Source organism: Arthrobacter sp. FW305-BF8, assembly GCF_021789315.1.
In the GTDB taxonomy this organism is placed as follows: Bacteria; Actinomycetota; Actinomycetes; order Actinomycetales; family Micrococcaceae; genus Arthrobacter.
In genome coordinates, this window is record NZ_CP084562.1 from 14,450 (window position 1) to 38,358 (window position 23,909).

Below are 23,909 nucleotides of genomic sequence, written 5' to 3' on the forward strand. Positions count from 1 at the left end.
AAAGGCCGTTCCCGGAACAGGCGGGATCCCAAGCTGCCCGCGGTTGATGACGCTCCTTGGCACGCACCTTGACACGGCACAACTGCGACAGCCGCTTCCCGCCGTGGATGACAGCGCGCCCGCCCGGTGAGATGTACCGGCACATGTGCAGGCCGTTCCAGCTGCTCGGCGCAGGGTGCTGAATTCGGCTCCCGCCCGAGTCCGGCCGCGGAGGTGCTGATAACTGCCTGACCGGTCCGGCAGGCCATTGTTCGCGGGTTTCCAATGAGGGGGCTCCCCTGAAAAGGCGGCCACTGCCCCTGCCTCTCTTCAAGGTTTTCGCAGGGGAAGCGGTGCACCCTTCACCTAACAGCATTGGACCTTCACAACCGGGGGCAGTCGTGTCAGTTTCTCGCCGTCAGGCATTGCAGATAGGTGGAGTCGGTATCATCGGCGCCTTCGGGTTGGCCGTGCCGTTGGCCTCGGTGAGTGCCAAGTCGGCGAGCCAGCTGGCGTCCCGCAACATGCCCAAGCCCTATCAGCGGGCACTGACCATTCCTGAGGTACTCAAGCCCAAGAGCACCGCCGTGGACGCAGACGGCCGGAGGACACACTTTTATGAAATCGAGCAAAAAGCGGCCCTGGCCAGCATCGTTCCCGGGCTGAGCACACCGATCCTCGGCTACAACGGGACATTCCCGGGACCGACGATCAAGGTGAACCAGGGGGACCGCATTTCCCTGCAGATGGACAACGTGCTGCCGCTGTTCCACCCGCAATGGGGGTACCGGCTTGACACGTCCACGCACCTGCACGGGTCCGCGTCGCTGCCGCAGTTCGATGGCTACGCGAACGATGTGACCGGCCTCGGCCTCTGCAAGGACTACGAGTACCCCAACTTCCAGCCGGCCAGGACCCTCTGGTACCACGACCATGCTGTCCACTACACGGCGCAGAGCGTGTACTCCGGGCTGGCCGCCCAATACCACCTGCACGACCCGGTGGAAGGCAGCCTCCTGCCGCAGGGCAAGTTCGACGTACCGCTCACGGTATCCGACGCCATGTTCGCGGCCAACGGCTCCCTCGGTTACAACGACAACACAAACTCCGGTTTGTGGGGCGATGTTGTCCTGGTCAACGGCACTCCGTGGCCGGTGATGAAGGTCCAGCGGAGGATTTACCGCTTCCGTATCCTGAACGCCTCCATTTCCCGCTCCTACCGTTTCTCCTTGAGCACCGGGGATCCGGTAACGGTGGTCGCCACCGACGGAGGCCTGATGCCGGCCGCGCAGCAGGTGGCCTCGTGGCGGCACGGCAGCGCCGAGCGCTACGAAGTCCTGATCGACTTTTCGAAGTATCCGGCGGGAAAGCGCGTGGAACTGCGCAACCTGTCCAATCAGAACAACGTGGACTACGACTTCACGAACAGGGTCATGGCATTCGATGTGACAGACGAACCGGTCGACACCTCGGGTCCCGGCGCCAGGGTGCTGCCGACCCTGCTGGCCTCCAGCGCGACGATGAGGCTGACGCCGTCCCAGTCGGTCAAAACCCGACGGATGCGCGTGAAGCACGACAATGAGACCTGGACCATTGGCGGAATGACCTGGGAGGAAGTGATCGAGAGTGGCTTCAGGAAAGTCCTCGCCAACCCTGGCCTGAACGACGTGGAAATCTGGGAAATCGAAAACAGCTCGGGCGGATGGTTCCACCCGGTCCACATCCACCTCGTGGACTTCCAGATCCTCAGCCGGAACGGGAAAGCACCCTTCCCCCATGAACGGGGACCCAAGGACGTGGTCTATGTCGGGGAGGGCGAGACGGTCCGGCTGGTGATGAAGTTTGAACACCACCGGGGCCGCTACATGATCCACTGCCACAACCTTCCCCATGAAGACCACTCCATGATGTCCCAGTTCAGCGTTGGCATCGACACGAACGACCCGGACCCCAACGATCCCATTGAGGCCGCAAAGCCGCATCCAATCGGCCAGGCCGCTCCGGCGCCCGCTCCGGCCCCGGAGACCACCGAAACGGGCGGGGGCAGCGGTTCAACGGAAGGCACGCAATCCCCGGAGACGGCCTCGCCTCAGACAAGCACCCCGCCGCCGGCGCCGGTAGAAACGCCCCCGGCTCCAGCACCAGCGCCGCCGACGGCACAGCAGGACGTCGTGACCATTACCACCGCCCGGCACCGGCTGAAGAAGGACATGTCGTTCAGCGGAACCTCCACGTTCCCCGGCTCAGCGGCAGCAACCTCGGCCACCGTGGTGCTGTACGACGTCACCCCGGGCCGGGCCGCAACCCGATTGGGCACAGTGAAGGCCAACTCCCTGGGGACCTGGACACTGACCACCAAACCGGGACCAGCCAGACAAGTCACGGTAGTAAAGGCCGACTCGAGCCTTGGCGGAACAGCGACCCGGAGCGTGCGGACCGACTAAAAGCGATGGCGCCCTAACCCAGGGCCCCATGAAGCAGGCGGCGTGGATGCCGTTAAGAGGCTCAGGCCCCGGAAGATATGGCCGGGACCTGAGCCTCTGGCTGTCCAACAGTTGTACCCCCGGGAGCCAACAGTGTACCCCCGGGGGAGACTCACGCTTTCCAATGCGATCCTTCTCGCTTAGGCCACCTCGCTCCAGGGGCCTCCGCCCCCGGGACGCGCCCAGGGCCCGGACCGGAGCGATGCTGCCCCGCCGCTGGTCCGGTCCCTTCACCGGCGCCGCAACCACGTTATGGCCACCGACCCGCCCGGGCACGGTTCGGCGCTGGTACCGTATCCGGCTCCCGCGGCAGTGCCACTGGCCGGTCTCGGGGCGGCGGGGCGGCCCCGGGCCACCAGTCCTGCTCACAGCACGGCGTCATCACTCCGCCGCCCTGGTCCGTGACCGCCGGCGCCTCCCGGCCCTGCGCCTGGTTCTTGGATGGGACGGGGCGGAAGAGCCGCTGGGGTTGCCATGGCACGACCAGGCAAGAGACTCCAGAACGCGCCCGGTGCGCGGCCGCCAGCGCGCAGGACACATCATGCCTGGCGACCCTGCTGGTAGTTTCCCGGACGTGGCAGGGCCCCGTCTGCTGTGCAGACGGGGCCCTGCGGAGGTTGGTGCCGGCGGGGTTAGCGGGTTGCGAGCACCCCGGTTGCGGTGCCGCCGCGGCTGGACTGGACCAGGACGCTGGTGATCTGCCGGTTTGGTCCGGGCTTGGCCCGGTAGGACCAGGCACCGAGGGTGTCGACCTGTGCTGTGCCGATTTTGGTGACGGCGCGGCCGGGGGTGGTGTCGTAGATGACCACGGTGGTGGCCGGGATCAGGACGGCGGTGTTGCCGGCCAGGGTTGAGGTGCCCGTGACCCGCAGTTCGGTGCTGAGCCGGTGGCGGGAACCGGCGACAGCAACGGTGTCCTTCTGGACTGTCAGCTTCACCGTCGCCGGTGCGCTGCCGATGCCGTTCGTGTCGGTGACGATCAGCTGCATGACGACCGGGCCGTTGGCCATGGCGGCCAGGGGTGTGGTGTCGGTGGTCTTGGCGTAGAAGGGGAAGTTGATGGTGGGTTTGGCGGTTGTGTCGCTGGAGAGGGTGACGGTGGGTCCGCTGAGCTGGGTCCACTTGTAGGTGGCGGCACCGGTTGACGTGCTGCCGTCGAGCTGGACCGTGCTGCCTGGTGTGATGCTCGACGATGCGGCGGTGGCGATTGCCGCGGTTTCCTGGGTTTCGCCGGGGACGGGTCCGCTGCCGGTGTCCACGACGGGGCCGGGGTCCGGGGCGGGGGTGACCGGGTCCAGCCCGATGGGGCTTGCTGCTCCGCCGGAGACTGTCACGGGCAGGGAAGCTGTGCCGCCCTGCGCGGTCTTGACGGTGACGGTGGCCGGGGGAGCCTGTACTGCGAAGGACTTCTCGGCCGGTGCTCCTGCGGTGGCCGGTGCTTCGAGGGTTCCCAGGCCCGTTACGGTCAGGGGGTAGCCGACGGAGGAGAGGGCACTGACGGTCAGGTTCGTGCCGTCGTAGAGGGCCTTGGTGATCAGGATGCCGCTGGGTTTGGTGACGCTGATCTGGCTGCTGCTGGCGGGCTTGTCGCCGATGTTGGTGACCTTCACCGTGGCCGGCGCGGTCCCGGTGAACTGGACCCGGGCGTAGTACCTGCCGGTGTCGGGGTCACTGAGCATGGGGGTGGTTTCGAAAACCCCGGCCTGCCCGTCCACCTGGAGCTGGGCGCCGTTCCCGCTGCTGGCGAACACGTCGATCATGGTGCCGTTCAGGACGGCGCTGTCGCCGCTGACTCCCTGGTTGGTGGAGATCTTGCCCTGGACGGTGAACTGGTCCGTTTCCAGGGCCAGGCCGCCGCCGTTCACCGAGAACTTGTTGTAACCGAACGGGCTGCCGGTAACGGTGTGGTCCTGGCCCGGGTCTCCGAGGTAGCCTTCGGGCGCTGCGGGGGCGGCGGCCGGATCCCACTTCAGGAACGGGCCGATGTTGCTCTTCAGGGCCGTGGAGAAGTTGCCGGCCGCGGGTGAAATGTCCTCGACGAGCTTGCCGTCGCCGGCGCCGTCGGTGTCGATGGTGATGGTGCCGTAGGGGTGCTGGAACGTCAGGGTGGCGTTGGCCGGTCCGCCCTTGACGACGATGCGCTGCCGGCCGAAGACGACCTGGTCGCCTTCGGTGACGGCGTTGGCGAAGGCGGCTTCCAGGCCGAGGACCAGGACGGCGCGGCCTCCGCCGGGAAGGGCCAGTTCCGAGCCGGCGAGCATGTAGAACGCCTCTTCCGGGAAGTTGCCCGGGAACGATATGGGTGCGGTCTCGTCCGGGATGTCTCCGGGCAGGAAGCCGCAGAGCGGGTTTTCCGCGTCAAGGCAGAGCTCGACGCGGGTTTTGTTGCTGTCCTCGTACCAGGACGGGAAGCCATACTCGGTGTTGACGGGCCCGACGGCGGTCAGCTTGGTCGTGTTCGTCTGGGTTACCTGGGTGGCGGCCAGGGAAGCTCCTGCTCCCGTCGCAGCCAGCAGCAGGGCAGTTGCCGCAGCGATGCCGCCGCGGGTGGTCTTGCGCGGTGTCAGGCGCTGGGCCGACAGGAAAAGCGGTGGGGGTGCCATGTGGGTCTCCTTATGAGAACGCTGATGGCATCACTACAAATCGTGGGGGTTGGGAAAACCGTCGGGTTCCTTGGGTTCGCGGTCCCTGCCCGGGGGGGCCGGCACCCCCCGCCCGCTGGCACCGTGGGGAGGCCCGTTGCCGCCGCTAGGTGAATTCTCCGGGGCAATCCTTGTATCGCGCATCGCCAGGGCGGCGCTTCAACCGTGACGAACGGGCGGGCTGACACTGCCGGCGGTCATGAAAGGGACCCGGCGCCGCAGGGATTGCGGTGCCGGGTCCGGGTGTTCCGTGCCCGGCCGAGGTCATCAGGCGCTGCCGGGTTCAGAACACCTCTAGATAAACCCGCCAAGCTTGGGAAAACCCGGCCGGGTGGGGGCCGCATGCAACACGCCCGCCGCCCTTTTGCGGGGACTCGGCGTGCAGCCCAAACAGCCGGGCCTTCTGGATTCAGGCCGCGTTGACCGTAACCGTCCGGGTGGCGAGGACCTTGGAGGTGATCCAGTGCAGGAACTGGATGGTGATGGTGTATTTTCCGGGTGAGGGCGGGCGGAGCAGGAAGTCAAACTTTTCGGCCGCGCCGGACTTGATGATGTCCGTCAGGAGCGGTTGCCCGGCCATGGACGGTTGAACCGCCGGGCCTGCAGGGTTCGGGGTGGCCCAGAAAGGCCGGCCGTCATGGGCGATCAGCTCGGCGATTTTCGACGGCCTGCCCGCGGCGTCCGTGATTCTGGTCAGCGTGGGGAAGTAGTCCACATTCACCATCCGCACGAGGGTGGGGTGCTTGCCGTTCCGAACCACGTTCGCCCTCATGCTGGAGATGGCCCAGACGATGTCATCACCCCTGGGCCTGCTGGCAATCGCCCCGCCGATGAGGAAGAAATGCCTGGGTTCGAAGCGGTTCAGGCCCGCGTCTTCGCCCGAGAGCCCGGCGGCGTGATTGAGTTCATGCCAGCGCGGATCGATCGAGTACGGTGCGATCAGGGTTTCCGTGGCGATGTCGTACAGGGGACCGTTCACGGAGTGGCGGCGTGCGCCGGCGGGCCAGGGGGACGTGGCGCTGGGACGGGGATCGACAACAATTGCCCCGAACATGCCCATCTGGACGTGGAGCGGTGTGTTGACGTGGCAGTGGTAGAAGTAGGTTCCCCCGGATCCGCGGTTGGGGTTGCCGGTTTCGCCCACGTCGGGCCGCCATTGGTAGGTGTACTCCCCGCTCACTTCGAACGAGGTGTGGCCCACACCGTCATTGCGGGGGTCAGGTTCGATGCCGTGCCAGTGGATGGTGTGCACGCGCTTGCTCGGCTTAACTGTGCCGTTGAAGAGGTCGCCCCGGTCAGCCGCAGGGTCGGGCCGGGGATCTGGCGCCCCAGTTCATCGAACGCAAAGCTCCACATCTCGTGCTCGGAACGGTCGGGGAACTCGAACTTCCGGTTGAAGAAGTCGAACACCCTGGCCACGTCCGGCCGTAGCGGAAACTCGGTCTCCGGGCTCCCTTCGTGGGGTTGGTCGGAGGAGAAGTCCACCTGGCTGCGGAACGTGTGATGCGGATCTGCAGCCGTTGGCGGAGTCCCTGGTTCGGGGACCGGCTTTGCAGCCAGCACCCAGTCGGCCATGAGCCCGCCGGGGTACAGTCCGCCGCGGGCGGTCTGGGACGGTTCCGCGTGGCAGTGCATCGGGTACGTCCAGTCCACGGTCCTTGCGTTCCAGACCTCGTCAATCACGTCGGGCGGGCGCCGGACCGGGAGGATCGATTCTTTGCGCTCCAGCGGCTGCAACATGATGGTGTCCTCCCACTGCTGGAGGATCACGTCACCCTGCGGAGATACCCTGCCGTTGGTCCGGGGGAAGTCGATGCCGTTGGCCCGCACGGTCCAGACGTGGTTGCCGTGGTAGTGCAGCTGGTGGTCCACGATGCCGGCGTTCAGCATTCTCATGAGGTGTCCTGTGCGGATGGCCCCGGCCGAGGGGGAGGCGCTGAAGTTCCGGACGTCGGTTTCGCGGGGATGGCCTGAGGGTAGCGTGTCTTCATGCCGCCGGTGGTTGAACTCCTCATCCGTGGTGACGGCCAGCGACTGGAAGCCGGAAAAGCCGTTGATGGTGAAATAGTCCGGCACCGCCGGTGTGGCAAGCGGGTCAACTGTCTGTCCCCTGGAGGCGATGCGGGCCCAGTTGGAGTCCACGTCGTGGCAGAGCCACAGCCACTGGCGTTCGAACTCAGCCGCGCCGGGTGCCAGACGCCACGCGTTGCGCGGGTCGACGACCACCAGCGCCCCGTACAGGCCCAGGGTCCGTTCCACGGGCTGATTGCCCGGATCGGTGAACAGGTACGTTCCGGGCAGCGGCGCCCGGAACTCCAGAAGCTTGTTTTTTCCGGGGGCGACCGGACCGGAGCCCACATCGGTTCCGCCCGCCCCGGCGCGGTGGAACCTGATCTCGTGCGGCTGGGAAAGGTTGTTGTGCAGACGGATCTGGATGAGGCTGCCCGTTTCGGCGATCAGCGTCCGGTCCGGAAAGAAGCTGGCCCAGTAACCGCGCCGGGCAAGGAACTGCCGCGGATTCGCCGGGTCCGGCCGCAGGGGCGCCGGCCTTCCCAACGGCGGCAGCGGCGCCCCCAAGGGGTAGGTTCGGCTGGCCACCACCCGCCCGTTGGCAGTGATGACGCGCGGGCTCATCGCCAGCGCCGGCTTCGGATCGCTCACCCCGGTGCGGCGCTCCCCGAAACCCCGGTGGTAAACCAGCGATCCGTCCACCATCGGAACGAAACCATCGTTAACGTGAATATCCACGACTGCCATGTCCGACCTCCAGTATGCAGGGGGACCGGAACCGCGCCGGCACAGACGTTCAGAACACCCCCATAGCGCTTACAGACAGCACAGTGCGGGACCCGGGCTAGGGAAACCTTGCGATCCCGCCCTTCCGGGGGGACCCACCTTCCCTCCCACATATTGACCAACCGGCCCCGCAAGCTTTCCATAAGCCCCAGTTCCCAGGATGAACGGTGCCCTCGTAAACCAAAAATGGAGCCCATCATGAATCCCACGTCACCAGCGGCATCGGCACCCCGCTTGAGCCGTCGGCAATTCGTACTGATCCTGGGAGGCGGAGCCCTGCTCCTGGCCGGCGGCGGGGCGTACGGCGTGATCTCCCGCAGCCTGCCCGGCGAGGGCAGCGGCCTTGCCACGGCCTTCGGAACACTGTCTCTACTCAACACAGGACGCCTCGCCAGACTGGACGCCCAGGGCAAGCCCGCCGCTAAACCGATGGGGTCGGCAATCTCGCAGGTCACCAACGCGCCGGACCGGGCGACCGGAAGTGACACGTCCAGGGGGTGAGGGCCATTACTCAGCACCGGGGCAAGGAGCGTCCCGCCCTACGGCGTTCTTCCCCGGGCTCCTGAGGATTTCCAGGAGTGATTGCAGGGCATTGATTCGAAGAGTCGCAGCGTGAAATGGCGGCGGTTTGCAACAGCGACGCGCACCTATGTCTCGGAGCCCTAGCGATTCGACGGAAGAGTTGTGAGACAGTAGTCGACCGGCACATTCGGAGTCAGCAGGGACAGGCAGAGTCCGTAGCCGGTGCGGCCACCCAAATCTGAGCGGGCAAGCCAAAGGGCAGTGCCATTTTTCAGAACTCGAGCACTGATCAGCCCAAAGCCTCAGCCGCGCTTCTTGGGGCCGTTGCCCGGCTCGTCGCACGCCTGCAACCCAGTGGCACATCCCCGGCCGCTATCTGGGGGTGGGCCACCGGGTGCCGGCTACCTGACCCGTCATGCAACTTTTGGCAGGGGTTGCCGCGGGACGTGTTTTCATTTTGCTAGCCCAGCCTTGGGAAAAGGTCTCAACCGGAGAAGCCAGGTTGCCCCCGGTCACCATTCTTGGGGGTGAAGGGACGGGCCGGCGACGGCTGGCGTGCCCGGTCTCAAGGCACTCACGCTGCCAGCCCCGTTTCACACCGGCGAGTCCGCTCGCAGGCAAAATGTCACCTGCGGCCTGAGCCATCGAGGGCTTCAACAGTACTACCGCCCTACTGATACCTGTGGAGGCCATCGCATTCCACCGGGACAACACCGCGAAGGAACTGCCCCATGATTGGCCCAGTTCATGGTCGTTCATAACGTCATCGCGGGACCAAAATGCTCGATATCCACCGCTGTGCGGCGAAACCAGGACTTCAGGCGGCGCTGTTCCCTTCCTTCTTACTTCGAGGGAAGTAGCGCCCCGGTTGTTGTTACGATCAGACTCATGCCGGTGTCCGACCTGACCCCCTCCGCCCAGGACTATCTGAAGTTCATCTGGTCGGCCGCTGAGTGGTCGAAGGAGGATGTGACCATTGGCCGGATCGCCGGAGGCCTGGGCCTTGGCGCATCCACCGTCTCGCAGGGTGTGCGGAAACTCGCCGACCGGGGATTTGTCACACACGCACGGTACGGGAGCATCGAGCTGACCCCTGCTGGCCGTGATCTGGCGGTCATGATGGTCCGCCGGCACCGGCTGCTGGAAACCTTCCTGGTCCAGGTCCTCGGTTATGGCTGGGACGAGATCCATCACGAAGCCGAAGTGCTCGAACACGCGGTCTCCGAAGCGTTCCTGGCCCGAATCGATGAACTGCTCGGGCATCCGGTGCGGGACCCACACGGGGACCCGATCCCGTCCCCTAACGGTGCGTATCATCGAGCCGAGGCCCAGCAGCTCACTGCTGCCGGCCCGGGTAACAGGGTTACCATCTACCGCGTCTCCGATGCAGACGCCGGGCTTCTGCGCTACCTCGCCGGTCTCGGGCTCACACCCGGCACGGAGCTGGTGATTGAGGAGCGGGGGACGTTCTCGCCGGGACCGACCGTACGCGCCACCGGGCAGGACCAGGACATTACGCTCGGAACGCAGGCCTCAGACGCCGTGTGGGTGATCCCCTCCCCGCTGCACTGACCCAGGGGCCAGAGTCGTGCGGTCAGGACTGGCCGGTGAGGGTCAGGGTGATCAGAACACAGTTCAATCCGACGATCAGGGCGGCACTGGTCCAGCCGGCGATCTTCAGGGCCTTGGAATCGGTGTGGATCCCCATGACCTCGCGCTTGCCGGTGAGCCGGATCAGCGGGATCAGTGCGAAGGGGATGCCGAAGCTGAGCAGCACCTGACTCAGAACCAGGGCAAGGGTCGGTTCGATGCCCGCGCCCAGGATGATCAGGGCGGGGATCAGGGTGATCACCCGGCGGGTGAGCAGCGGGATCCGGATCTGCAGCAGGCCGCCCATGATGGTCGCGCCGGCGTAGCAGCCGACCGAGGTGGAGGCCAGTCCGGATGCCAGCAGCCCGATCGCGAACACCACGCCGATGACCGGGCCCAGGGCGGAAGAGACGGCAGCGTGGGCGCCGGCGATCGTGTCCGTTCCCTCGACGCCTTGCAGGCTGGACGCGGCCAGCAGCAGCATCGAAATGTTCACCACGCCTGCGAGCAACAGCGCGCCGATGACATCAAACCGGGTGGCCCGGATCAGCCGGGTGCGCACAGCCGGGTCCTGGGAGAAGCCGTGCCGGTCCCGGGCCAGGGCGGAGTGCAGGTAGATGGCGTGCGGCATCACCGTTGCGCCGAGCATGCTCGCGGCCAGCAGGACCGTGTCCGTCCCCTCGAACCGGGGCAGCAGCCCGCCAAGGGCGCTGCCGGTATCGGGAGGGTTGACGAACAAGCCGGACATGAAGCCCACAGCAATGACGCCCAGCAGGGTCAGGATGGCGTATTCAAAGGACCTTTGGCCGCGGGCTGTCTGCAGAGCCAGCAGCAGCATGGACGCCAGGCCGATGATGATTCCGCCCGCGAGCAGCGGAAGCCCGAACAGCAGGTTCAGGGCGACGGCGCCGCCGATCACCTCGGCCATGTCCGTGGCACCGGCAACGATCTCAGCCTGGGCCCAGTAGAGCCGCCGACGACGGGTCCCGAGGCGCTTCCCCATAATCTCCGGAAGGCTCAAACCCGTAGCGAGACCGAGTTTCGCGGACTGGTACTGGACGAGCACGGCCATCGCGTTGGCCACCACCAGCACCCACACCAGCAGGTACCCGTAACTCGCGCCGGCAGTCAGATTAGCGGCGACATTCCCCGGATCCACATAGGCGATCGCGGCGACAAACGCCGGACCAAGCAGCAGCAGCCGGGACCAGACCCGCCCGGCAGCCGGGCGTACCTGAAGAGTCTGTGCAGCCATTATCGGTCCTCATCATCGGGGAAAGCCATAGATCGAGGATACCGCCAATTTAGGTATACCGAAAAGTAGCATTTCGGCGAGCAATAGCCCTTGGCTGGCTGTTCCAGAGGCCATGATGCGTCGACGGCCTCGGAACGCACCACGCTGTCCCCACCGCCACTGCTGCAAAGTGGCTCCATTCCCAACTGCAGCCACAGGCCGCCCAGTTAGTGGAGGCTGTAGCAGCTTGAGTGAACATGGACTGCGGCAGCCGTGGAGAGGAAACCGGGTTGGCCAGGGCCAATGCAAACAGCTTTGGACATCTGGTGAAGCCGAGTTCGGAAATTCACATTAAAGACTGTCTATGCCGACGGAAGATGCACCTGTGCACGCACCACCTGATGTCTCACACCCGTAGTTGTTTTGAGACGGGTGGCTTCAAGACACCGAGTTGAAAGTCCCTCCAGGCTAGGAAATAGGGGATTCAGGTGCCTGGCGTGGAGTCATGTCCGGGGCGCAAGGCGATCCACAACGCGCATCGCCGGCAAATATAGGCGGGTTCATTGCCGAGCGCGTGAAGTTTGTGGCGCTGCATTTGCCGTCCGCAACAGGAGCACCGGTTCGCGCTGTCAGAGTCCACGGTTTCTCAGCGCTTCCAGTACCTGATCGACGGTCGGAACGCCGGCCATGCCGCTTGGTGTGGGGTAGATCCGGCATGCCAGTTCAGTGGTTGGGGCCGCACCGGGGAAGATGTCGGTTCCATCGACGGTGATCGTGGGCGATCCGGAAAAGGCCGTTCCTGCCGTGTCTGCGGGAGATTTGATGCGCCGCAAGTGGACGGTGAGGTCCTGGCGCCCCAGGGCGGTCAGGGCAGTTTCTATCTGGGCGAGTGCTCTTGCCGTGTTGGGGCAGCCAGTGATGTGCAGCAATTCGATCTTCATGTGCTCCTCGTCATGTAACCGGGTGTCCCGGTGGCTTGTCAGAGTGTGGCTCTTGATGGCTCATCGGGGGATGGCTGAGGGACAGTTGCCGGGCGTGGAAGTCGAAGTGGAGTGTCGGGTAAGCGTAGACGTCGCCGAGTGTCATTGCCGGGGTGAAGAACGGGTCCCACCGATCCGGGAATGGCATCGATCTTGCCAGGGACCTGGAACTCTCGCGTTCGAGGCTGCGGGAAATTGCACTCATGGTTTTGTCGAGTTTGCGGCGCATTCGCCGCTTGTTGTAGACGAGGGCAGCAGCGCGGGAGCCCCAGTAGTTCACGACATCGAAGGGCCGTGTCCCGGCATTCAGGACGGCGGCGAAGGCCTTCCCGGCTGGTTCGGGGAGCCTGCTGATGAGATGGACCAGCGGAAGCAGGGCGCGGACGACCATGTAGCCGAAAACCATGTGGAAGAGCAGTTCCTCGTTGGTCCACCGGGTTCCGTTGCTGCGTCTGCGAAGATCCGCGTCCCCGGCGTTCTTCAGCCAGGCATCGAGGTCGTGACTGGCACGGCTGTAGCCGGCCAGGATTTCCGCCTTTGTTGGTTCCACGTCGCGCCTTCCGCTCTTTACGCCTGGATTCTGCTGATTTCCCGGCGGCTATTCAGATGACGGGGGATCGGCGTTCGATCAGGACGGTGTCGCGCCACTGACCGGTCAGGGGCCCGTGGGGCATCCGGGCGATGCGCTGCCGGCGTCCCACGACGCCGTAGCCGTTGGCGAGGTGGAGCCTGAGGCTGGCTTCGTTCTCGGGAAAGACGCTGGCCTGGATGGTCCAGATCCCGTCACTCTCTGTGGACGTGGCCAGGGCCCGCAGCAGCGCTGTTCCTAAGCCGAGTCCTCGCGCTTGGGCCGCGACATAGACGGAGTGTTCCACCACGCCGGAGTAGACAGGACGGGCGGAGACGGGAGAGACTGCGGCCCAGCCCAGGATCCTGCCTTCCCCATCCTCGGCCACGAGCCGGTGGCGAGGCAGTCTCGAGTCGTTGAATGCTTCCCAGCCTGGCGCTTCTGCCTCGAAGGTCGCATGACCGGTGTCGATGCCCTCCTGATAGATCCGCCGGACGGCTGGCCAGTCCGAGCGGGCCATGCTCCGGAGCGTGACTAAGGGCGTCATAGGTTGGCGAGGAGGCTAGCGACGTCGTCCAGGGCGCCCGGGGCCAGGGAGAAGTAAGCCCAGGTGCCGCGCTTTTCGCGGTGCAGCAGACCGGCTTCGACGAGGACCTTCAGGTGGTGGGACACCGTGGGCTGGCTCAGGTCCAGCGGGTCGGTCAGGTCACACACGCAGGTCGCGCCGGAGGAGGCGGCCTTGATGATGGAGAGCAGCCTGAGCCGGTTCGGGTCGGCCAGTGCCTTGAAGACCAGGGCCTGTTGCTTCGCTTCCTCGGCGCCGAGGGTGGGCGCGCCCGCTGGCGCGCAGCAGGCTTCATCCGTGACGGGCTCAAGAACGGGCAGCAACTTCATGTACCCATTATGCGCCAATATCGACATTCATCAATGTACGGAGCTGTGTCGGGTCGAGTCGCTGCGTCGACAGTCTAGGAGCCGGCCTTCCCGGCTTCGTGGGGGAGCACAACGTCGTCAGCGGCGCGGCCTGCCGAGGGGAACAGGAGGATGAGGAGCCCCAGGCCTGCTGCCGCCCCGATGAGCTGGGCGACGACGAACCCGGGCACGGAGCCCGGCGCGATGCCGGCGAAGGTGTCGCTGAAGATGCGGCCGACTGTCACGGCGGGGTTGGCGAAGGACGTAGAGGACGTGAACCAGTACGCGGCCCCGATGTAGGCGCCCACCGCCGGCGCGGCGAGGACGCCCCGTTTGGTGGCGGCCAGGGTGAAGATCAGCAGGATGAGCCCGGCGGTCGCCACAACTTCACCGAGCAGATGCCCGCCGGTGGCGCGGTCCTTGGCGGAGATGGAGGTCCCCACCTCGAACATGGCGTTGGCCACGACACTGCCGCCGATGGCGCCCACCGTCTGGGCGACCACATAGGCGCCCAGCTCCGGCAGGGCCAACCCCGTGCCGCTGCGCCGGCCCAAGATCCAGTCGACGAGCGACACTACCGGGTTGAAGTGCGCCCCGCTGACCGGGCCGAAGATGAGGATCAGCACAGTCAGACCCAGCACGGTGGCGGTGCTGTTCTGCAGCAGCTGCAGGCCGACGTCGTTCGGGGAGAGCTGCTGCGCGGCGATCCCCGAACCCACGACGATCATCACGAGCAGGCTGGTGCCAAGAAGTTCGGCGACGGCGCGGCGCCACAGCGGCGGTTGGTTGGAAGTCATGGCACCAAGCTTGACCCAAGAAATTAACTCAGTCAAAATTGAGTCAATGAAAACTAATCCAGTGGATGCTTTCCGGGCGCGGGTTGCCAAGCACGCGGCCCTAGCCGATCCTGCGCGGCTGCGCATCGTCGATCTGCTGACGCTGGGGGACTTCTCCCCGACGGAACTGCAAGCCGAACTGGGCATGCCCTCGAACCTGCTGTCCCACCATCTGCGCACCCTGGAGGGTGCCGGCCTGGCCACCCGCCACCGCTCCGAAGCCGACAGGCGCCGCAGCTACATCCGCCTCGCCGCCGGCGCCCTCGATGGCCTCGCGCCCGGGGTGGAGCATGGCGCCGGGCGTGTCCTGTTTGTCTGCACCCGCAACAGCGCCCGGTCCCAGCTGGCCGCCGCGCTCTGGCAGCAGGTCAGCGACATCCCATCAGCCTCTGCAGGAACGCACCCGGCCGAGCGCATCGCGCCGGGGGCCATCGACGTTGCCCGCCGGCATGGACTGCAGCTCGCGAACCGGTCACCGCGGAGGCTGGACCAGGTCGCCGGGGACGGGGACTTCGTCGTGACCGTGTGCGACAACGCGCACGAGGAACTGACCGGCCTGGCCGGCGTCCACTGGTCCGTGCCGGATCCGCTGCGGATCAACACCGAGGAAGCCTTCGAGAACGCCTTCACCGACATCTCCCACCGCATCAACGGCCTCGCGCCCAGGATGCACGCCGCCTAACACCAAGCAAACTTATCCAGCGCTCCTGCGGGCCGCGATAAAACGGACCTCGCGTAAATATTGACAAGCATCAATCTATCGTCCGATACTCCATACATCGATCAACATCAATATTCAGTGGGCGATGCAGGACGAGCCGGACGTGACAACCGCACCAAGACCGTTTCACCCATCACCCAACTGATTCCAGGAGAAAACCCGTGAGTACCGAAACTGGCAAGAAGTCCTCCGTCCTGTTCGTCTGCGTCCATAACGCCGGCCGGTCCCAGATGGCGGCCGCGTTCCTCACTACCCTCGGCAAGGGCCAGATCGAGGTCCGGTCCGCAGGGTCCCAGCCGGCTGAGAAGATCAACCCGGCCGCCGTTGAGGCCATGGCCGAGGTCGGGATCGACATGTCCGCCGAGGTCCCCAAGGTCCTCACCACCGAGGCCGTCAAGGAGTCCGACGTCGTGATCACCATGGGCTGCGGCGACGAGTGCCCGTACTTCCCCGGTAAGCGCTACGAGGACTGGGTCCTGGAAGACCCGGCCGGCAAGGGCGTCGAGTCCGTCCGTCCCATCCGCGATGAGATCAAGACCCGCATTGAGGGCCTGATCGACTCCCTGATCCCGGCCGCCAAGTAGCCCGAAGCCCCTGGAGGAGCACGGCATGAGCAACGAACAGCTGATCATCATCGGGTCCGGCCCGGCAGGCTACACGGCCGCGATCTACGCCGCCCGCGCCGGCCTGGAACCGCTGGTCCTCGCCGGCTCGGTCACGGCCGGCGGCGCGCTGATGAACACCACCGAGGTGGAGAACTTCCCCGGCTTCCCGGGCGGCATCCAGGGCCCGGAGCTCATGGACGGCCTGCAGGAACAGGCCGAGAAATTCGGCGCCAAGGTGGTGTTCGACGACGTCACCGAAGTTCATCTTGCCGGTCACCTGAAGACCGTGGTCACCGGAGCCGGCGAGACCCACCAGGCCCCCGCGGTCATCCTGGCCACCGGCTCGGCCTACAAGGAACTCGGCCTGCCCGAGGAGAAGAAGTTCAGCGGTCACGGCGTCTCCTGGTGCGCCACCTGCGACGGGTTCTTCTTCCGGGAGCAGGACATCATTGTCGTCGGCGGCGGAGACTCCGCGATGGAGGAAGCCACCTTCTTGACCAGGTTCGCGAAGTCCGTGACCGTCGTCGTCCGTAAGGGTGAGCTGCGCGCCTCCCGCATCATGGCCCAGCGGGCCAAGGACAACCCGAAGATCAGCTTCGCCTGGGACTCCGCCATCACCGCGATCCACGGCGACGGCAAGGTCACCGGCGTCACGCTCACCGACACCCGCACCGGGGAGACCCGCCAGCAGGCGGCCACCGGGATCTTCGTGGCCATCGGCCACGTTCCGCGCACGGAGCTCGTGGCCGGGCAGGTGGAGCTCGACGCCGAGGGCTACATCAAGGTCGACGCGCCCACCACGGTCACCAACCTCTCCGGCGTGTTCGCCTGCGGGGACGCCGTGGACCACCGCTACCGCCAGGCCATCACCGCCGCCGGCACGGGCTGCGCCGCGGCCCTGGACGCCGAACGCTACCTGGCCGCGTTGGAGGACGCGGACAGCATCGCCACCGCGCTGGTGGAAGAACCTATCCACGCCTAGACCCGGAACAGGGGAGGGGGTGAGCTGAATGACGAACGGATGCTGCGGCGACTCCGGTTGCTGCGACGACGATCAGGACTGCTGCTGACCCCGCCCCGGGCACCTGCCGGCCCCACACCGGCCGGCAGGGCCCACCAACCACAACCGCACCACAACTACGGATGAAAGAGGACACCATGGAGTCAGCGAAGAACCTTCCCGTCGCCGTGATCGGCGCCGGCCCCGTGGGCCTGGCCGCCGCAGCCCACCTGCTCGAACGCGGCCTCGAACCGCTGATCCTCGAAGCCGGGACCTCGGCGGGCGCCGCCATCGAGCAGTGGCGCCACATCCGGCTGTTCTCACCCTGGCGGTTCAACATCGACGCCGCCGCCGTCCGCCTCCTCGAAGCCTCGGATTGGGAACCACCACGCCCCACCGCCCTGCCCTACGGCGGCGAACTCATCGACAACTACCTCACACCGCTGGCCGAGCTCCCGGCCATCAGTTCACGGCTGCAGACCGGCGCCCGCGTCATCGCCGTCACCCGTGCAGGCCTGGACAAGACCCACATCAAGGGCCGCGCCACCCCCTTCGTGGTCCGCGTCGAACACACGGACGGCGAAACCCGCGACCACACCGTCGCAGCGGTCATCGACGCCTCCGGCACCTGGTCCACCCGGAACCCGCTGGGCACCTCCGGCCTGCCTGCCATCGGCGAAGACGCCGCAGTGGCCCGAATCTCTTCACCGCTGCCCGACGTCACCGGCAGGGACCGCGCCAGCTTCGCCGGCCGCCGCGTGCTCGTGGTCGGCGCCGGACACTCCGCGGCCAACACCCTGATCAACCTCGCCGACCTCGCCAAAGACGCCCCGGACACCCGCATCCTTTGGGCCCTCCGCGGCGACTCCGCAGCCAAGGTTTATGGCGGCGGGGACGCCGACGGGCTGCCCGCCCGCGGCCAGCTCGGGGGCCGGCTCCGGCGCCTCGTCGAGGCCGGCAAAATCGAACTGCACACCGGCTTCGGCATCGCCGCCCTGAAAGCACTGGACTCCGGCGTGACCGTCGAAGCGGTCGACGGCCGCACGCTGGAGGCCGATGTGATCGTGCCCTGCACCGGGTTCCGCCCGGACCTGGACATCCTCCGCGAACTGCGGCTCAATCTGGACCCCGCCGTCGAAGCGCCGGTGCAACTCGGTCCCCTGATCGACCCCGAATTGCACTCCTGCGGCACCGTCCCGCCGCACGGCGCGAAACTCCTCGCCCACCCGGAGACAGACTTCTACATTGTTGGGATGAAGTCCTATGGCCGGGCACCGACCTTCCTGCTGGCCACCGGCTACGAGCAGGTCCGCTCGGTCGCGGCAGCCCTCGCCGGAGACCGCGAAGCCGCGGACACCGTGCACCTGGAACTCCCCGAAACCGGCGTCTGCTCCACCGACGCCGGGACCAGCTGCGACGTTCCCGCCCCGGCCGCTGGAGAGGCCGCCGCCTCCGGCTCGGCTGAGTCCGGGTGCTGCGCCGCGCCCGAACCGGTGCTGGTCGGCTTCCCCACCGGGCTGACGCACGGCCGCTCCGGCAGCAACTGACCGACAGTAAACCCAACAATTGGAGTGCTGCCATGACCGAGAACCGTGAAACCAGCCTGGGCCTGCAGGACAACACCGAGGTCCTGCACCGGATCAGCGCCCGCCTCGGCGAAAGGTTCGCCGGGATCTTCGCCGCCGAAACCGTCGAACGCTACGTCTTTGAGTCGTACACGGCCCTGGCCCGGACGGCGAAAATCACCACCTACCTGCCCGCCACCACCGAGCACTTCGCCAGCGACAGGCTGGCCGCCTTGGCCAAGTCCAAGGGAGCAATCGCCTCCGAGGTGCCCGAAGTCCTGTTCGTCTGCGTGCAGAACGCGGGCCGTTCCCAGATGGCCGCCGCCCTGCTCACCGTCGAAGCCAAGGGCAGGATCCACGTCCGTTCAGCAGGCTCCCTGCCCGCCGCCGAACTCGATCCCGCCGTCGTGGCAGTCATGACCGAGATGGGCCTGGACCTGTCACAGAAGTACCCCAAACCGCTCACTGATGACGTCGTGCGCGCCTCCGACGTCGTCATCACCATGGGCTGCGGCGACTCCTGCCCGATCTACCCCGGCAAACGCTACGAGGACTGGGACCTGCCGGACCCGGCCGACCAGCCCCTCGCCACGGTCCGGGAGATCCGCGACCAGATCCACGATCGGGTCAAAACCCTGGTCAACTCACTCACAAAGGAAACAACGCCCTCATGACCCAGAAACACCCTGCTGTCCTGTTCGTGTGCAGCAAGAACGGCGGCAAATCCCAGCTCGCCGCAGGCCTCATGCGCGACCTCGCAGGAGACGCCGTCACCGTCTATTCCGCCGGCACCAAGCCGGCCAAGGACCTGAACCCGCAGGCCGTGGAGTCCCTGACCGAACTGGGCATCGACGTCACCGGCGAATACCCGAAACCGGTGACCGACGAGGTCCTGAACACGGTGGATGCCGTCGTCGTCCTGGGCACCGAAGCGAAGCTTGAACCGCGCGAAGGTGTCCGTTTCGAGGTCTGGGAAACGGACGAACCTTCCGAGCGCGGCATCGAAGGCATGGAACGCATGCGCCTGGTCCGGGACGACATCAAGGCCCGCGTCCAGAAGCTGCACGCGGAGCTCAGCGGGAAGTAACCATGCGCGCCCCTGCGGTATCCCGGATACTGGTCGCGGAGGGTGCACCACGCGGCGGCCTCGCCGCGCTGTGCATCACCCAGACCACCGCATGGGGCGTGCTCTACTACGCGCTGCTCACCGCCGTCCGGCCGATCAGCGAGGACACCGGCTGGGACCCGGCCCTGGTCACGGGGGCCTTTTCCGCCGGCCTGGTCGTATCCGCGGTCGCCGGGATCGCCGTTGGCCGGCTCCTGGACAGGACGGGCCCCCGCAACCTGATGATCGGTGGATCCTTCATTGGTGTCCTCGGCCTGGCCACGGTCAGTGCCGCGCCGAACCTGTCCGTGTTCGCGGCCGCATGGCTGCTGGCCGGAACCGCGCAGGCCGCGGTGCTGTACCAGCCGGCGTTCACCGTGATCAGCCGCTGGTATGGCCCCTCCCGGGTGCGGCCGTTGACGGTCCTGACCCTCGTGGCCGGTTTTGCGTCCACGATTTTCGCCCCGCTCACGGCGGCCCTGTGCGCCGCGTTGGGCTGGCGGGGCGCCTTCCTTGTCCTCGCCGCCGTCCTGGCCTCGGTGACGATACCGCTGCACGCCCGCTATCTGAACCGGACCTGGACGCACACATTGCCCGGAACGCACGCCGCCGAGGACCGGGCAGGTGTGCGCTCCATCCGGCGCAGCGCCGAATTCCTCGGCCTGCAGGCACTCATGGTCCTGCTCTGCCTCGGCCTCTACACCGTGACGCTGAACATCATCCCCCTGCTGATGGAAAAAGGAGCCGATTACGCTCTGGCCGCACTCGGCCTCGGACTCGTCGGAGCAGGCCAGGTGGCCGGGCGGCTGCTCTTCGCCGCAATCCCCGCTCATGCGCGCATCCTGGTCATCACCGGAACCGCCACCGGCGCCAGCCTTCTGCTCGCACTCCTGCCCGGCCCTGTGCCCCTGCTCATCGGCACCGGCATGCTTGCCGGAGCCGTCCGTGGCTGCCAGACCCTGCTGCAGGCCACCATCGTCGCCGACCGGTGGGGAACCAGCAGCATCGGCACCCTGCAAGGCATCTTCGCCGCGCCCCTGACCGTCGTCACAGCCCTCGCCCCGGCCATCGGCCCGGTCATAGCCGCCTGGCTTGGCAGCTATACGGCCATGGCCTACGCCATGGCGGCAGCCACCGGCCTTGCAGCGCTCACCGCATTCGCCGTACACCGTGGACGAAACGCTACTGGCTGAACGGGAACACAAAAGGCGTGAGGGCTTCCCGGAACCCTACAGATTCGCGAGGGATGGGTTATAAAACATGCGCCCGGGCCAAAGACGGGAGGGGTATGTTCAATTTTTCAACTGCTCGTGCCCGCCCCTTGGGGCGAACTTGCGCTGGTCAGATGGTGTGACTCAGGCTCGGGGACGATGAACGGAACGATGCGTACCAGGATGACCATGGCGACCAGTTCGACGAGTGTCTGGGTGACGACGGCCAGCGGGGCGATGCTCAGTGCCGGCGGCAGGGCCAGGGCCAGCGGGAGGACGACAAGGGAGTTGCGGGTGGTCGCCGAGAACATGGCGGCCCGGGTCCCCGGGACGTCGAGGCGGGCGGTCCGTCCTGCGACTCTTCCGATGATGACGGCGATGACGACGAAGGCCACATAGAGGGGGATAACGCGGGTGAGATTGAGGACCTGGGAGCCTACTGCGGCGACCTGGGATCCGATGACGACCGCGAGGGTGACCATCATCAGGGGCACCATGGCACCGGCCATGGTCTTTTCTATCGCTTGACCTGCGCGGTGCCGGCGGGCGATGCCCTGCACGACGGCGGCCGAGGCCAGGGGCAGCACGATCAGCAGGAGGAAGGCCTCGAGGAACGGGCCGGCGTTGATCACGTTGAGGACGTCACTGCCGGCGAAGAGGAACAGGTAAACCGGGAGCAGGAGGATCTGCACCAACATCAGCAGCGGGGTCGCGGCGAGCAGGCGGGCGCTGGCGCCGCCCGCGATCCCGCTGAACACGATGACGTAGTCGATGCAGGGAGTCAGCAGTACCAGCAGGACGCCGACCATCAGCCCGCGGTCGTCCGCGACGAAGCGGGAAAGCCCGAACACGACGGCGGGGATGATGATGAAGTTCGCGACGAGCACCGTGCCCAGGAAGCGGATGTCGCGGAATGCATTGCCGACCTCGATAAGGGGGACGGCGAGGAACGTGGCGAACAGCAGCAGGATCAGCACCGGTTCGATGGAATGCTCCAGGGCTGGCGCGAGCTGCGGTGCAGCCAAACCGACCGCTGCTCCGGCCAGGATCGCGGCCACGTACATCAGGACCTGGTGATCGTCCCACCATCCGATAATGCGGTGCATGGTCACCGTGTTCCTTCGTTTTCTGTTGGCTGCGGGATAGTTTCCGCGGTGATGCAGGTGTCCTGCCGGGTGCCGAGGAGTGCGCATTCGGAGCGGCAGGATCGTCCGCTGTCCGGACACACGCCAACCCTTGTTACTGCCGCATCGAGCCGGTCACGCAGCAGATGCAGGTTCGCCAGGCGTTTGTCGACCTCGAGCAGCCGCTGCCGCAGCTTGGGATGAAGAACCTCGCGCACCTGCGTGCAACTCTCACCCCCGATGAGGGTCAGAAGCTCGACAATTTCAGGCAGAGACATGTCCAGCTGTTTGGCGGCCTCGATGAACGACAGCTGGCCGAGGGCATCGTCGTCGTAGTCGCGGTACCCGTTAGTGCCCCGCTTCGCTGTGACCAGCCCTACCGATTCGTAATAGCGCAGCGTCGTCGCAGGGACCCCCGACGCTGCTGCCAGCTCTGAAATTCGCACGCTGTCCAGCGTAGACCTTCGAGTGCACTCGAAGGTCCAATCAGCATGGGTCTTTCGCTGGGACCATTCGGCGTCAAGGACTCTACCGGTATCAGATGCGGGCACGGAAGTTCTCCAGCTACTTCCACTCCCGTGGTTTAAACGCCGATAATTGTGATTATGTCAGGTTGTTAGTATGTATGAACAAACTCCGCCATATTCAGTTTATCAGATGCCTTTCCTTTCCATTGGAAGATTGACACCTGCGACCGCGCCACCGCCGGGCGCTGAAGGTCCGGTTAGACAGCGTCTGCAGCGACCAGGAGCACGTCCTCGACGACCCCATCACGGGCGCCGGCCCGCACCCGGAGGGTAGCCCGGTAACTTGGCCGATAATCATCGCCGGTCGTAGGCTCGGAATCATCCCATTCGTAGAGCACACATCGGAGAGTGTTCGTCAGGCGTCCGATCAGGACCGCAAGGGGGAACGGGCAGCGCAGAAGGAGGTGGACCTCGGCGTTTCCGTTCTTGTTCGAGAGCTCCCTAACGTGAGCGGCGACTTCTGCTGCAATACGGCCGGCAGTCGCCGGATCTAGAAGTTCACCGGTGATACTCGCGAGATGGATCCACGACTTTAGGGTTCCGTCGTGGTCTTCAATGAATTTCTCGAACGCCGTGTTGCTTCTGTCGTTTTTGAGATCGATATACGCTGCAACGGCTGGCCGTCCGGGTTTGCTTGCCGATGCATCCGTGGCTGAATCGCTGATATTCACAAGCGGGGTGGTGCTGAATTGGGCTTCACTATCACTGGCCCAAACATTCCCCTGCTGATCGAAGACTTCCATGTGACCGATGCGGGACGAAGGCAGGGCTGCGCCTACGGCGAAGGCAACCGATAAGTGGGCGCCACCCTGGACTTGTACACGGCGGGCGCCGGTTCGGGTGACGCCGTCCGGGAGGAATGTGATGGTGTCTTTCAGGTCAATTAGACCTTCGCGGCTGGGAAGACGCTCATGATCAGATGGCCGGACGCGGATATCCAACTGGCTTCCTGTGCGGTCATACACCTGGGCCGCATTGCGGGTCTGGAGTGACAGCCTGAAAGTTCCGTCGTTCAAGGCAACGGTTTCCCGGTGGTTGGCCAGGCGGTGCCACAGCATCTTTTGAACCACAGTCCGTAACCCGTCGCGGTGTGTGGGGTGCTGGTCGACACCGCTCAGGGTCTTTTCGCCCATGCCGAGCAATCGCTCGGGTGCCGAGTAGTCGAGCTTTCCGGGTTCTTTTTCCACCGCATTGGCAATGCCCAAAGCGAAGCTCGGATGTGCTTTATGTGATCGGAATAGCAGGGGTGCTTCGATGCTTTTGACGACCTTGCTCTTTGCTACCTCAGGTGTTGTGACCAGCACACCCCCGGAGATGCCGTCTGCGATTGCTTGCCGTAGGCGTTCTTCCGTGTCGCCAGGAGGGAGGTCGTCTTTATCCCGCCAAACGGGTATTCCCCCTGCCCGCAATAGCCAGGCCAGTTCTGCGCAGATTTCGGTTCCATCTGATTGCCTGTAGGAAATGAAGATGGGGTCTGCCGGGTCATGAGTGGCGATGAGGTCGGCCAAG

The 23,909-nt window shown here is 65.7% G+C and carries 22 protein-coding genes; 10 read left to right on the top strand and 12 right to left on the bottom strand.

What is annotated here, in order from left to right; translation table 11 throughout:
* The first annotated feature begins 404 nt into the window (after window positions 1–404).
* Entirely contained in the window at window positions 405–2,423 is a 2,019-nt protein-coding gene (locus LFT45_RS22370; protein ID WP_236809552.1) for a multicopper oxidase family protein, read from the top strand.
* 671 nt (window positions 2,424–3,094) lie between these two features.
* On the opposite strand, the gene LFT45_RS22375 is transcribed toward LFT45_RS22370, so the two are convergent.
* From LFT45_RS22375 to LFT45_RS22385, 3 genes are all read right to left on the bottom strand, one after another.
* Window positions 3,095–5,065 (bottom strand): hypothetical protein, encoded by a 1,971-nt coding sequence (locus tag LFT45_RS22375; RefSeq protein WP_236809553.1) that lies wholly within the window; start codon window positions 5,063–5,065, stop codon window positions 3,095–3,097.
* 448 nt (window positions 5,066–5,513) lie between these two features.
* Window positions 5,514–6,356, bottom strand: coding sequence for a multicopper oxidase domain-containing protein (locus LFT45_RS22380; protein WP_236809557.1), 843 nt, complete (start codon window positions 6,354–6,356; stop codon window positions 5,514–5,516).
* Window positions 6,281–7,861 (bottom strand): multicopper oxidase domain-containing protein, encoded by a 1,581-nt coding sequence (locus tag LFT45_RS22385; protein ID WP_236809559.1) that lies wholly within the window; start codon window positions 7,859–7,861, stop codon window positions 6,281–6,283. The genes LFT45_RS22380 and LFT45_RS22385 overlap by 76 nt, the downstream gene beginning before the upstream one ends.
* Before the next feature lie 237 nt (window positions 7,862–8,098).
* On the opposite strand from LFT45_RS22385, the gene LFT45_RS22390 reads away from it, so the two are divergent.
* Both LFT45_RS22390 and LFT45_RS22395 read left to right on the top strand, forming a co-directional pair.
* On the top strand, window positions 8,099–8,401 hold the full coding sequence (locus tag LFT45_RS22390; protein ID WP_236809560.1) for a hypothetical protein: 303 nt from the start codon (window positions 8,099–8,101) through the stop codon (window positions 8,399–8,401).
* 909 nt (window positions 8,402–9,310) lie between these two features.
* Window positions 9,311–9,994, top strand: a complete 684-nt coding sequence (locus tag LFT45_RS22395; RefSeq protein WP_236809561.1) for a metal-dependent transcriptional regulator — start codon at window positions 9,311–9,313, stop codon at window positions 9,992–9,994.
* A 22-nt stretch (window positions 9,995–10,016) separates the two neighbouring features.
* Here LFT45_RS22395 and LFT45_RS22400 read toward each other — a convergent pair whose 3' ends face one another.
* From LFT45_RS22400 to LFT45_RS22425, 6 genes are all read right to left on the bottom strand, one after another.
* Window positions 10,017–11,267: an Nramp family divalent metal transporter gene (locus LFT45_RS22400; RefSeq protein ID WP_236809563.1), complete on the bottom strand. Its 1,251-nt coding sequence runs from the start codon at window positions 11,265–11,267 to the stop codon at window positions 10,017–10,019.
* A 608-nt stretch (window positions 11,268–11,875) separates the two neighbouring features.
* Window positions 11,876–12,187 carry a thioredoxin family protein gene (locus LFT45_RS22405; protein WP_236809564.1) on the bottom strand — a complete coding sequence of 104 codons (312 nt, stop codon included), beginning with the start codon at window positions 12,185–12,187 and terminating at the stop codon, window positions 11,876–11,878.
* A 10-nt stretch (window positions 12,188–12,197) separates the two neighbouring features.
* Entirely contained in the window at window positions 12,198–12,776 is a 579-nt protein-coding gene (locus tag LFT45_RS22410; protein WP_236809566.1) for a DinB family protein, read from the bottom strand.
* Between the two features lie 52 nt (window positions 12,777–12,828).
* Window positions 12,829–13,314 (bottom strand): GNAT family N-acetyltransferase, encoded by a 486-nt coding sequence (locus LFT45_RS22415; RefSeq protein WP_442863638.1) that lies wholly within the window; start codon window positions 13,312–13,314, stop codon window positions 12,829–12,831.
* 23 nt (window positions 13,315–13,337) lie between these two features.
* Window positions 13,338–13,688, bottom strand: coding sequence for an ArsR/SmtB family transcription factor (locus LFT45_RS22420; protein WP_236809571.1), 351 nt, complete (start codon window positions 13,686–13,688; stop codon window positions 13,338–13,340).
* 74 nt (window positions 13,689–13,762) lie between these two features.
* A complete protein-coding gene (locus LFT45_RS22425) occupies window positions 13,763–14,503 on the bottom strand; it encodes an aquaporin (protein WP_236809573.1) in 741 nt (246 codons plus the stop codon).
* Between the two features lie 46 nt (window positions 14,504–14,549).
* On the opposite strand from LFT45_RS22425, the gene LFT45_RS22430 reads away from it, so the two are divergent.
* The 7 genes from LFT45_RS22430 (at window position 14,550) to LFT45_RS22460 (ending at window position 20,731) form a co-directional block, all read left to right on the top strand.
* On the top strand, window positions 14,550–15,224 hold the full coding sequence (locus LFT45_RS22430) for an arsenate reductase/protein-tyrosine-phosphatase family protein (protein WP_236809576.1): 675 nt from the start codon (window positions 14,550–14,552) through the stop codon (window positions 15,222–15,224).
* Window positions 15,225–15,424: 200 nt separating this feature from the next.
* Window positions 15,425–15,847, top strand: a complete 423-nt coding sequence (locus tag LFT45_RS22435; RefSeq protein ID WP_236809578.1) for an arsenate reductase ArsC — start codon at window positions 15,425–15,427, stop codon at window positions 15,845–15,847.
* 25 nt (window positions 15,848–15,872) lie between these two features.
* Window positions 15,873–16,850, top strand: a complete 978-nt coding sequence (gene trxB, locus LFT45_RS22440) for a thioredoxin-disulfide reductase (RefSeq protein WP_236809579.1) — start codon at window positions 15,873–15,875, stop codon at window positions 16,848–16,850.
* A gap of 176 nt (window positions 16,851–17,026) precedes the next feature.
* Window positions 17,027–18,415, top strand: a complete 1,389-nt coding sequence (locus LFT45_RS22445; RefSeq protein WP_236809580.1) for an FAD-dependent oxidoreductase — start codon at window positions 17,027–17,029, stop codon at window positions 18,413–18,415.
* Between the two features lie 32 nt (window positions 18,416–18,447).
* Window positions 18,448–19,107, top strand: coding sequence for an arsenate reductase ArsC (locus LFT45_RS22450; RefSeq protein ID WP_236809582.1), 660 nt, complete (start codon window positions 18,448–18,450; stop codon window positions 19,105–19,107).
* Window positions 19,104–19,520 carry an arsenate-mycothiol transferase ArsC gene (locus tag LFT45_RS22455; protein WP_236809584.1) on the top strand — a complete coding sequence of 139 codons (417 nt, stop codon included), beginning with the start codon at window positions 19,104–19,106 and terminating at the stop codon, window positions 19,518–19,520. The genes LFT45_RS22450 and LFT45_RS22455 overlap by 4 nt, the downstream gene beginning before the upstream one ends.
* A 2-nt stretch (window positions 19,521–19,522) precedes the next feature.
* Window positions 19,523–20,731 (top strand): MFS transporter, encoded by a 1,209-nt coding sequence (locus tag LFT45_RS22460; RefSeq protein ID WP_236809586.1) that lies wholly within the window; start codon window positions 19,523–19,525, stop codon window positions 20,729–20,731.
* Window positions 20,732–20,838: 107 nt separating this feature from the next.
* Here LFT45_RS22460 and LFT45_RS22465 read toward each other — a convergent pair whose 3' ends face one another.
* The 3 genes from LFT45_RS22465 to LFT45_RS22475 form a co-directional block, all read right to left on the bottom strand.
* Window positions 20,839–21,855 carry an arsenic resistance protein gene (locus LFT45_RS22465; protein ID WP_236809588.1) on the bottom strand — a complete coding sequence of 339 codons (1,017 nt, stop codon included), beginning with the start codon at window positions 21,853–21,855 and terminating at the stop codon, window positions 20,839–20,841.
* A 2-nt stretch (window positions 21,856–21,857) separates the two neighbouring features.
* Window positions 21,858–22,319, bottom strand: coding sequence for a MerR family transcriptional regulator (locus LFT45_RS22470; protein ID WP_236809589.1), 462 nt, complete (start codon window positions 22,317–22,319; stop codon window positions 21,858–21,860).
* A 278-nt stretch (window positions 22,320–22,597) separates the two neighbouring features.
* A complete protein-coding gene (locus LFT45_RS22475) occupies window positions 22,598–23,908 on the bottom strand; it encodes an SAVED domain-containing protein (RefSeq protein ID WP_236809592.1) in 1,311 nt (436 codons plus the stop codon).
* Between the last annotated feature and the right edge of the window lies 1 nt (window position 23,909).